6 protein-coding genes are annotated in these 4,409 nt (G+C 65.5%); 4 read left to right on the plus strand and 2 right to left on the minus strand.

Annotation, left to right across the window (positions count from 1 at the left end; genetic code table 11):
- Positions 1-28: 28 nt before the first annotated feature.
- Positions 29-481, plus strand: a complete 453-nt coding sequence (locus GF405_10910; protein ID MBD3368661.1) for a hypothetical protein — start codon at positions 29-31, stop codon at positions 479-481.
- Positions 482-496: 15 nt separating this feature from the next.
- Here GF405_10910 and GF405_10915 read toward each other — a convergent pair whose 3' ends face one another.
- Positions 497-994, minus strand: a complete 498-nt coding sequence (locus GF405_10915) for a CHRD domain-containing protein (protein MBD3368662.1) — start codon at positions 992-994, stop codon at positions 497-499.
- Positions 995-1,115: 121 nt separating this feature from the next.
- Positions 1,116-2,180: a linear amide C-N hydrolase gene (locus tag GF405_10920; protein ID MBD3368663.1), complete on the minus strand. Its 1,065-nt coding sequence runs from the start codon at positions 2,178-2,180 to the stop codon at positions 1,116-1,118.
- A 244-nt stretch (positions 2,181-2,424) separates the two neighbouring features.
- On the opposite strand from GF405_10920, the gene GF405_10925 reads away from it, so the two are divergent.
- The 3 genes from GF405_10925 to GF405_10935 all read left to right on the plus strand — a co-directional run.
- Positions 2,425-3,174: a flavodoxin family protein gene (locus GF405_10925; GenBank protein ID MBD3368664.1), complete on the plus strand. Its 750-nt coding sequence runs from the start codon at positions 2,425-2,427 to the stop codon at positions 3,172-3,174.
- Between the two features lie 112 nt (positions 3,175-3,286).
- Positions 3,287-4,030 carry an ATP-binding cassette domain-containing protein gene (locus GF405_10930; GenBank protein ID MBD3368665.1) on the plus strand — a complete coding sequence of 248 codons (744 nt, stop codon included), beginning with the start codon at positions 3,287-3,289 and terminating at the stop codon, positions 4,028-4,030.
- Positions 4,027-4,409: amino acid ABC transporter permease (locus GF405_10935; GenBank protein ID MBD3368666.1), on the plus strand; the 383-nt coding region annotated here is incomplete at its 3' end. The genes GF405_10930 and GF405_10935, both read left to right, overlap by 4 nt.

Genomic DNA, 4,409 nt, shown 5'->3' on the forward strand with positions numbered 1-4,409 from the left:
CCGAGCACCGGGTAGGCTCGAGGCGGGGATGCGGAACGACCCGGTGATGTTGACCGACCTCTACCCGACCGTGCTCGAGCTCGCCGGCGTCGAGCTCCCGGGAGACCGGCCGCACGCCAGGTCGCTCCTCGGTGCGCCGGCTCCGAGCGACCGGCCTCTCATCGCCGAGTACGCGGGCGGACGCCCGGCCCTCATCGAGCGACTTCAGGGGATGAACCCCGAGCTCGATGGATCATCGTACAGGACCGCCTATCAGACCGTCCGCGTCGGCAACCTGCGACTTACGATCGGGAGCGACGGCAGTCACGTTCTCGAGGACCTTGCGACCGACCCGGACGAGAGGGTCGACCTGGAGTCGAAGGGGAGGGAACTCGGCGCGAAACTGAAGGCCCTGCTGCCGACGCCCGGTGGAACCGCCATCGACATCGAGGTGAGCGAGGAGCTCGAGGAGGAGCTGCGCTCGCTGGGATACATGCCGTAGGCGCGGTGCCCCGTCTCAGTCCTCATTGAAGAGCGCTTTGATCCTGCCCCAGCTGGTGTCGACGGCGCCGAGCGTCAGACCGGCCGTCGACTCCGTGATGTCACCACGGATCTCGCCGCTCACGTGCGTCGTCGTATGGATGTTGACGTACACCATGCCGTTGAGCAGATAGCCCACCTCGTGGGCGTCGACGTCCCAGGTTCCGAACTTCGGGCTTCCGAGGGGCAGATGGTGCAGGATCGGACCGTCCTCGCCCGGTCCTCCCTGGTGAAAGTGCGCGTCGGTCTCCTCGCCCTCCAGGCCGGCGTACATGACCACGTACTCGACCTGGGTCTGCGCGTCGTTCAGGATCAGCGTTGCCGTTCCCGTCGCGTCCGAGTCGGAGGGCGGGGCGACCTGTGACCCGTCGAGCGTCGCCTGCAGAAGCGTCTCGGCTCTCGCGGGCCGCAGCCCCGTGACCGCCGAAAGGAAGAGCGCAGTCACCAGAAGTCTCATTGTCAGAGATCGGTTCACGGTTTCCCCCTGTCGGTTCCTTCAGCAAAGGCGAGGGCGGCGCATCCGACCCGCCTCTCTTCTTTCGATTCACGGGGGCTGAGCACGATTCATCCGGCCGGGAGGCGCGGCTTGCGGGGTCTCAGGGCGTGCAGGTGAAGGCGTCGTAGAATCCCATCAGGTCCCTGGCATCCTCGTCCGAGACGTTGATGCCGTACCTCTCGCAGAATGTCTGGAAGACGTTCTGGTTCACTGCGGGAACGTAGGGTACGAAGCGTCCGTCGACAGGTCCTTCGTGTCGCGTGTTGACATCGAGCATCCGCTTCCCGGCCCCGCAGGTGAAATCGAGGTTCTCGAACGAGATGCTCTTGTGGATGGGGCTCTGGTCGGTTCTGTAGTGGATCACGCGACTCGGAACATCGAACACGATGCTCCAGCGCGTGTTCGGCGCCGCGACGTAGTAGAGAAGCGTCCCGAACGCGTAGTCCACGGCGCTCGTGTCACGCGCCGCGTCGAAGGCCTCGGCGCGACGCTGGCATGCGGAGACCCGCTCCGAGGACTGCCCGGGGTTCGACCACCACCACTTCCTTCCGCCGTGTTCGTGCGCGTAGAGGCCTCTCTCGTAGCGTATGTTCGCCATCGCCTTGACGCGCATGGCCTCACCTGAGTGAACGACCTGCTCGCCATCCAGGAACTCGACGGCGATGGCATCGCCGTCGGCGTCGGCCACCAGATAGTGGCTCGTGTAGTTCCCGTCGCGGACGGCGAGGTTCGTGAGGGAGGCCGCGGCCTCGTCGACGGTCGCGCACATGTCGAGCACGTACTGCGTCCAGTTCCCGTCGAAGAAGGCGGGCCGTTCGTCCGGCTCCGGATACTCACCCGCCCGGAGCTCCATCGAGCTCACGACGAGCCCTGCCTCGTTCATGCCGCCCCACGCGAACTCGTTGCCGGCGAGGTTGAACGTGACGCTTCCGTACTCGCTCCTCCAGTTGTGGCGTTCACCCGTTGTCCCCGTCTGGTAGGTGGCCTTGTGGACGCCCCGGAGGTTCACGAGGATGAGGCCGTCACCTGGAATGAAGAGGTCCAGGTTCGTCCCGAAGATGGGGCCTTCGGGGCCGTCCATGACGAACGACGTGCAGGCGACAGAGGGGACACAGGCGACAGCGATCAGAAGCAGGCTTGAGAGGAACAGTACAGTACGCATCATCTACCTCACCCTGGACAGGTGGACATGCAGATCCTCCTTGAGTGTACGGGCCGCACGCGTTCTCTGTCGACAGTGTTTGCGAGGACCCGGCTGTGAGGCCCGCCACGGGAACCTCGGACAGGAACCCACGGCCACCCGCATCCGACCGGAGCCAGTATCGTTCATGTTGGTACGTTGAGCGTCACTCTGCTACGCTGAGCCGCCACCGAGCCGACCCGCCTGAACCCACACGAGGGAGCCGTCCATGACGACACTATCGAAGCAGCAGCTCGAACTCTGCGGGAGCCACGACTTCGATTTCACCGGTCTCACTGCCCTCTTCCTGAACTGCACGCTCAAGCCGACCGGGGTGATGTCCCACACAGAGGCGCTGATCGGTATCTCGACGGCCATCATGGAGGCGAACGGGGTCGAGACCGAGATCGTGCGACCCGTCGACCACGTGCTGGCCCCCGGCGTCTATCCGGACATGACCGAGCACGGGTTCGACCGTGATGACTGGCCGAAGCTCTTCGAGAAGGTGATGGCCGCGGATATCCTCGTCGTAGGCACGCCGATCTGGCTGGGAGAGGAAAGCTCGGTGTGCAGACGCCTCATCGAGCGGCTCTACAGCGAGTCCGGGAAGCTCAACGATCAGGGACAGTACGTCTATTACGGCCGCGTTGGGGGGTGCATCGTCACAGGGAACGAGGACGGGGTGAAGCACTGCGGGATGGCGGTGCTCTACGCTCTGCAGCATCTCGGCTACTGCATCCCGCCGCAGGCGGACGCCGGATGGATCGGCGAGGTCGGTCCGGGCCCATCGTACGCCGACGAAGGCTCGGGCGGACCGCAGAACGATTTCACGCAGCGCAACACGACCTTCATGACCTGGAACCTGCTCCATCTGGCCCGGCTGCTGAAGGACGCCGGCGGCATCCCTGCCCACGGCAACCAGCGGAGCGCCTGGGAGGCCGGCTGCCGGTTCGACCATCCGAACCCCGAGTACAGATAACAGGGTCTCGCGGCGTTCCGGGCCGGACAAGACGCTGTTGCGGACAGCGTACCGTGCGCCTCGTCGGTCCCCATCAGGTGGACACGGGTGCGGGCCTCGCGTATACTGGCCCATGCTCAGGCTCACCGGCATATCTAAGCGTTTCGGCGGCCAGACAGCGCTCCGAGAGCTCTCTCTTGAGTTCCCGACGAACACGACCACCGTGCTCATCGGCCCGTCCGGCTGCGGGAAGTCCACGCTGCTCCGCATCATCGTAGGTCTCGTCCCTCCCGACTCGGGCGAGGTGGAGCTCGACGGCCGGGTGCTTCATCCCGAGAAAATGCTCGAGGAGCGGCGTTCCATCGGCTATGTCATCCAGGAGGGCGGGCTCTTTCCCCACCTGACGGCTCGGGGGAACGTCACGCTCGCCGCGGAAACCTGGGGCTGGCGGCGGAAGCGGATGGACGAGAGGGTCGAAGAGCTCTGTGCGCTGACCCACATGCCCGCCCAGCTGATGTCTCGGTATCCCATCCAGCTCTCCGGCGGGCAGCGGCAGCGCGTCAGCCTCATGCGGGCGCTCATGCTGGATCCCGAGCTGCTCCTGCTGGACGAGCCGCTGGGGGCGCTCGATCCCATGATCAGGGCCGACCTCCAGACCGACCTCCGCGAGATCTTCACTGACCTCGGGAAGACGGTCGTCATGGTCACCCACGACATGGGGGAAGCCGCCTTCTTCGGCGACTCGATCGTCATCATGCGCGACGGGCGCATCGTTCAGTCGGGCACGCTCGAGGATCTCGTTGAGCGGCCGGACGACCCGTTCGTCACGAGATTCATCAGCGCGCAGCGGAGCCCGCTCGAGGAGGTGTCGCGATGAGACGCCTCCTGCTCGCATTCGTCGCAACTTCTCTCTTCTTCTGCACTGCCGCGGCGCAGGAGCCTGTGGCCATCACAGTCGGCTCCAAGAAGTTCACGGAGAACGTCATCCTGGGGGAGGTTCTCGCTCACCTTGGACGCGACGAGGGGCTCGTCGTGAACCATCTGCGCGAGCTCGGCGGGACCCGCATTCTCTGGAACGCCCTGGTCGCCGGCGAGATCGATGCCTACCCTGAGTACACAGGCACGATCCGCGAGGAGATCCTGCACGGGGTCGAGGTGGCGCCCGGCGCGACGCTCGAGAGCGTCCTCGCCCGGTTCGGCGTCGCGATCAGCCCTCCGCTCGGCTTCAACAACACCTACGCCATCGGCGTCACCCG

The sequence above is a fragment of the Candidatus Effluviviaceae Genus V sp. genome, assembly GCA_014728125.1.
Classification (GTDB): Bacteria; Joyebacterota; Joyebacteria; order Joyebacterales; family Joyebacteraceae; genus WJMD01.

Excerpts from the sequence above, each read along its gene's own strand:
- GF405_10925 (MBD3368664.1), top strand. The coding sequence starts at position 2,425 with ATGACGACACTATCGAAGCAGCAGCTCGAACTCTGCGGGAGCCACGAC.
- GF405_10910 (MBD3368661.1), top strand. The coding sequence starts at position 29 with ATGCGGAACGACCCGGTGATGTTGACCGACCTCTACCCGACCGTGCTC.
- GF405_10930 (MBD3368665.1), top strand. The coding sequence starts at position 3,287 with ATGCTCAGGCTCACCGGCATATCTAAGCGTTTCGGCGGCCAGACAGCG.
- GF405_10920 (MBD3368663.1), bottom strand. The coding sequence starts at position 2,180 with ATGATGCGTACTGTACTGTTCCTCTCAAGCCTGCTTCTGATCGCTGTC.